The organism is Actinomadura sediminis (assembly GCF_042675525.1).
Classification (GTDB): domain Bacteria; phylum Actinomycetota; class Actinomycetes; order Streptosporangiales; family Streptosporangiaceae; genus Spirillospora; species Spirillospora sediminis.
The window spans coordinates 1-5,530 of record NZ_JBHTJA010000195.1 but is presented as its reverse complement, the minus strand read 5'-3'; the positions used below and the strand labels follow the sequence as shown (position 1 = coordinate 5,530).

The following is a 5,530-nucleotide window of genomic DNA, read 5'->3' as shown; positions in this document are numbered from 1 at the left end:
CCGTGCGCGTCCGCGAGCGCGCGCAGCGCCGCCGCGGCGGCGGGCGGGGCCCGGGCCTTCCGGCCGAGCGCGGCCGTGGCGAGGTACGGCACCGCGTCGAGGCCGTGCACGTCCAGCCAGGCGCGCGCCCATGCGTTCTCGGGCCGGTCCCACCGCTCCCCCATCCACGCGGCCACGTCCGCGTCGAGGTAGGGCACGAGCAGCCGCCCGTCGAGGCCGGGACGGGCGGCGGCCTGCGTCCAGGCGAACGGGAAGGCGTCGAGCCCGTGCCGGGCGACGAGCGTCAGCGGCCACGGGCCGACGCCGTCGGTGTCCTCGGCCCGGTTCCACTCCGCGAGCAGCGGGCGGACGATGTCGTCGGGGGCCCGCATGAGGAACCGCACCTTCAGGTGGCGGGGCATGCGGCGGCGGTAGCGGGCGAGGAGGTCGTCCCAGTCGGGAACGTCCAGCTCCCGGTACTGGAGGTCCTCGGCGCGGACCTCGGCGTCCCACCGACCGCCGTTCCAGGTGAACCGGCGGCCGGCGGGCGGTTTCAGGCCCGGCACGACGGGTTCGACGGGCCGGTCCCACGGGAGCTCGGTGAGGAACGCGGGCGTCTCGTCGCGGGACTCCTCCGGAACGGCGGTGACGGCCGGGACGTCGTCGGGGTGCGGCATGGGCGGTCCGATCGGGCCCGGCGGGTCAGCCGGGCGTGCAGGCGAGGGCGGCCAGGGCGGTCAGCACCTCGGACGTGCGCACGGGGTCGAGGTCGCGGAACCGGACGGGGGTGTCGGCGTGCGCCGGGTCCTGGACGGACGCGGCGGACGCCCGGAGGCACCGGACGCACACGGTCGTGACGTCGGGGCCGGGCTCGAACTCGACGACGATGTGCCGCCCGCCGCCGACCGGGTACGAGAGGCCCTTCTCGAGCGTCTGCGCGTGGTCCCACGTCCAGCCGCGCGCCGGGAGGTCGTGCAGGTCGCGGCGGAGCAGCCGCAGCCCTTCGAACCGGTCGAGCGCGGACGCGTCCAGCTCCTGCTCGGTGAGCCGCAGGAAGGGGCGGTCGAGCTGCGAGAACGGCTGCAGCACCTCGTAGTCGGCGAGGATCTCGCCCCACGTCTGCGTCGCCGCGCCGAGCAGCTCCGGGTGCGCGACGCGGATCCGCGTCGCCGTGGACGGCTCGAACGTCTCGTCGGCCGCGTCGGCGAACGTGCCGTCCTCGGCGATCCTGAACGCCGTCGCCGCGGCGGCCTCCCCGGCGCCGGGCTCGGCGAACCACACCAGGCGGCGCGCGATCGGCCGGACGACCGGGTGCTCGACCGCGTAGGCGCGGAAGGCCCCGGGCGTCCAGCGGCGCCCGTCCCGCATCGCCCGTTCCAGCCGCTCGATCTGGAGCAGCGCGACGGCCTCGACGTCCTGCCGCAGGTCGGTGAACCGGGCGTGGGCGGCGGGCGCGAGGTCCGGGTCGTCCTTCGCGGTCGGCCTCGGGAGGGTCTTGCGGCGGGCCCCGTGACCGTCGGTGATCACCGGGGCGAGCCGGTCGTCGAACCCGACGGTGAACCGGCGCGGACCGTAGTCGAGCGTGGTCGTCCCGTCGCCGTCCAGCCCGAACCGGGGGACGGTCCGGTCGGCGAGCACCTCGACGGTGAGGCCCCGCGCGGCGGCGGCCTCCGCGAACACCTCCGCCGCCGCGTCGCGCACCTTCCGCGCGCGTCCCTTCACCGAGGTCTCGTACAGGGCGGTGAACGCGGCGTCGGTGCCGATCCCGGCGAACGTCCGCAGCGCGCACGTCACGTCCCGGACGTCCCGCTTCGTCCAGCCGCGCAGGGCCCGCGCGACCGCCCGGACGGCCGCGTCGTCCCCGGTGCGGGCGAGCTGCTCCAGCGCCCAGCGTCCGTCGGACGGCATTCCGCCCACCCGCCACCGTTCGAACAGGGCGAGGCCGAACTCCGCCAGCGACGCGGGGTCGCACACCTCCTCGACGGCGTCCGCGCCGGGCGTGCCGGGCAGCGCGAGGAGCTCGACGAGCGTCCGGACGGCCGCGGGCGGCAGCACCCGGTCCCGGCCGCGCAGCAGGACGGGCGGGAGGGCGGCGACGTTGGCCCAGCCGTCGAACTTGGGCCGCCGGGCCAGGCCGGTCTGCGCGGGGTGCGCGGTCAGCAGCGCCCGCAGCTCGTCCGCCGCCCGGGGGACGGCGTCCGCGACGGCGTCCACGCCGTGCCGGTCCGCGATGCGGCGCAGCGCCTCCTCGCCGGCGCGGCGCGGCCCCGTCCGGGTGCCGAGGTCGCCGGGCGCGAGGTAGGGGACGGCGCCGGGGCCGTGCCGGTCGCACCAGGCGCGCGCCGCGTCCGCGAGCGGCCCGCCGCGCAGCAGCCGTCCGGCCATCTGCGCGGCGACCTCGGCGTCGCGGAACGGCACCAGCAGCCCGGCGTGGCTCGTCGCCGAGTATCCGACCAGCGCGAGCACCGCCCCGTACGCGCGCTCCCCCAGCCGGGCCACGATGCCGTGCGCCACGGGCGGATCGCACCAGCGGGGGTTCCGTTCGATGTCGGCCAGCAGCGGCGGCGCGTACTCCTCCGGGGCGTGCAGCAGCACCTGCCACAGCCCGTCGCCCCGGTGGTGGGAGCGCACGATGCGCTTCCAGTCCGGGGCGTCCGGGCACGGGAGCAGGCGGGCCGCCTCGGCGAGCCATGCCGCGCGCTCGGCGTCGTCCCAGGCGGTCTCGCGGGTCGCGGGCGGCCGCAGCCCCCGCACGACCGGCTTGACCGGGGTTCCCCACGGCGGCGCGGACAGGACGTCCGGCGGCGCCTCCGGCAGGCCGGGCCCGCCGCCCGCGGTCAGCGGCTCGACGACCGCGCGGACCGCGCCGGGCAGTTCCGGCAGCACCGCCGCGGTCAGGTCGGGGTTCGCCGCCACGTGGTCCCGCAGGAGCAGCCGGACGTCGGCGTTCTGCGAGGACGCCGCCAGCCGCAGCGCCCGCACCGGGAACCGCGCCGCCGCCGCGCCCAGCGCCCGCCGGGCGTCCCGCCGCACGAGCCTGCGGACGCCCTTGCGGCCGAGGAGGTCGAGCAGTGCGCCGAACGCCTCGTCCGACGGCAGCACCGCCACGGTGTCGAGGAGCGGCACGCGGTCGGAAGCGGAGAGGCCGTTCCGGTCGAGGTGGTCGAGGAGGAAGCCGAGCAGGTCCGGGCCCATGCCGTCGGCGAGCGTGACGAACTCGTCGCGGGTGCAGACGTACCCGTACGGGACGACGGCGGAGCGGCCGAGGTGGGCGGGGTCGGTGACCGACAGGCGGGCCGGCCTGCGCAGCCACGGGGTGTTCGCGCACTCCTCGACGCATTCGGCGACCCAGTCGCGCCGGGTCGGCACGAGGTAGGCGGCGACACCGCCCGCCGCCGGGGTCGTCCGGTGGTCCGCCAGGCGCCGGACCGCGTCGTCGTGGTCGGCGTCGGACGCCGCCGCCAGGAGACGCCGGACGTGCCGCAGCGGGCCGGCGGGGCCCTCCTCGGGCCAGCTCCCGGCGTGCCGTTCGACCGCGATCCCGGACGCGTGCCCGGTCACGGTCAGGCGGGTCAGCTCGACCACGGCGCAGGCTGCGAACCCGAGCCCGTGGTCGGCGTGCCAGCGGTCGGCGAACGCCCGGTGCACGGCGTGCGCCCCGGCGAGGGGTCGCCCCGCGCCCGCCACGGCCGCGACCGCCGCGGCGCCGAGCACGTCCGGCTCCCCCGCGAGGTGCCGCCGGGCGGCGGCGCGGACGGCCCGGGGGGCGTGCCCGTCCTGCAGGAGGCCCTCGACGTGCGGGGCCGCCTCGGCGAGGACGCCCGGGACCTCGGCCGCGTGGCCGCGCGGACGCGGGACGGGCGTGCCGCCGCGCCGCGGGTGCAGGAATCGCAGCCAGGCGGGCGGAAGGGTCAGGACGTCCTCATCGGGGAGGTGCACGTCGGTGAGGTGCTCGTCGGTGAGGTGCACGTCGGGGCGCGGGTTCGGCCGTCCGCTCATGACGTCCCCTCCGCGGTGGCGACCAGGTCGGCGAGGGCCTCGGACGCGGCGACGGGGTCGAGGCCGCCGAACGGGACGGGGGCCCCGGCGCGCCCGGGGCCGGTCGCGGCGCGCACGCACCGGATCACGAAGTGCCCGGAGCCGCCCTCGCCCGGGTCGAACTCGGCGACGATGCAGCCGCCGTCCGTGACGCGGCGCGCGATCGTCTCGATGCGGCCCCGGTCCCCGACCCGGATCCAGTCGCGGGCCAGCAGCCCGTACACGGCGTCCTGCCGCACTTCCCGGCCCGCGAACCGGTCGAGGCGGGAACCGGCCCGCTCGCCGTCGGTGAGCGTCCACACGGGGTGGTCGAGCTGCGGGAACGGCTGCAGCAGCTCGTAGTCGGCGAGGATCGCCGCCCAGGTCCCGGCGGCGGCGCCGAGCCGCACCGGGTGCGCGACGGTGATCCGCGCGGCGCCGGACGGGGTGAAGACGTCGTCGCGGGCGTCGGCGAACGTGCCGTCCTCCGCGATCCGGAACGCGGTCGCCGCGCCGTCGTCATGGGCGAGCCACACCAGGCGGCGGGCGATCTGCCGGACGAGCGGATCGCGGACGGCGTAGTCGCGGAACTGCGCGGGCGTCCAGGCGCGTCCCGTCCGCATCGCGTTCTCCAGCCGCGTCACCTGCACGGCGGCGGCGTCGGCGACCTTCTTGCGCAGCTCGGCGAACGCCGCGTGCGCGGCGGGGGCGAGCCGCGGGTCGTCCCGCTTGCCGGGTTTGGGGAGGGACTTGCGGAGGACGCCGTCCTCGTCGGTCACGACGGGGCGGAGCCGGGCGTCGAACCGCACGGTGAAGCGGCGCCGCCCGTAGTCGACGGTCACGGCCCCGTCGTCGTCCAGGCCGAGGTCGGGGACGAGCCGGTCGCCGAGCACCCCGGCGGGGACGCCGCGCGCGGCGGCCGCCCGCGCGAACGCGCGCTCCGCCGCTTTCCGCAGGGTGACGCCCGGCCAGCGGACGGCCAGGTCGTGCACGACCGTCAGCGCCGTGTCGGTGCCGATCCCGACGAGGACGTCCAGGGCCGCCTTGGCGCTGTGCATCCGGTCCTTGCCGGGCCACGACCGGATGAGCGGCGCCAGCACCGGGACGGCCGTGTCGTCGGCGAGCCGGTCCAGGCGCGCCAGCGCCCAGCCGTGGTCGGCGGGCATCCCGGCCGCCCGCCAGCCCTCGAAGAGGGCGAGGCCGAACTCCGCCAGCGACGCCGGGTCGCACACGCGCTCGACGTCGTCCAGGCCGCCCAGCTCGGGCATCGCCAGCAGTTCCAGGAGCGTCCGGGTCGTCTCGGGCGCCAGCGCCCGCTCCCGCCCGCGCAGCAGCACGCGCGGCAGGACCGCCGGGTCCGCCCAGGCGGCGAGCTTGGGGCGGCGCAGCAGGCCGGTCGCGGCGGGATGCGCGGTCAGGACGGTCCGCAGCCCGTCCGCCGCCGCGGGGACGGCGTTCACGACGGCGTCGACGCTGTGCCGTCCGGCGATCCGCCGCAGCACCGCCTCGGGCCCCCGCCGCCGCGCGGGCGCCC

Annotated in this window: 3 protein-coding genes; all 3 read right to left on the bottom strand. The window is 78.3% G+C overall.

Going from position 1 to position 5,530, the window contains the following annotated elements; all coding sequences use genetic code 11:
- Nucleotides 1–656 (bottom strand): hypothetical protein (locus ACFQ11_RS36895; protein ID WP_378307470.1); only part of this gene is annotated, 656 nt, incomplete at its 3' end.
- A 25-nt stretch (nucleotides 657–681) separates the two neighbouring features.
- Nucleotides 682–3,978 carry a DUF4132 domain-containing protein gene (locus ACFQ11_RS36890; RefSeq protein ID WP_378307468.1) on the bottom strand — a complete coding sequence of 1,099 codons (3,297 nt, stop codon included), beginning with the start codon at nucleotides 3,976–3,978 and terminating at the stop codon, nucleotides 682–684.
- A partial coding sequence (locus ACFQ11_RS36885; RefSeq protein WP_378307466.1) for a DUF4132 domain-containing protein occupies nucleotides 3,975–5,530 on the bottom strand: 1,556 nt, incomplete at its 5' end. The genes ACFQ11_RS36890 and ACFQ11_RS36885, both read right to left, overlap by 4 nt.

Bases quoted from the DNA above. Each gene is read 5' to 3' on its own strand.
- ACFQ11_RS36890 (WP_378307468.1), bottom strand. From the start codon at position 3,978: ATGAGCGGACGGCCGAACCCGCGCCCCGACGTGCACCTCACCGACGAG.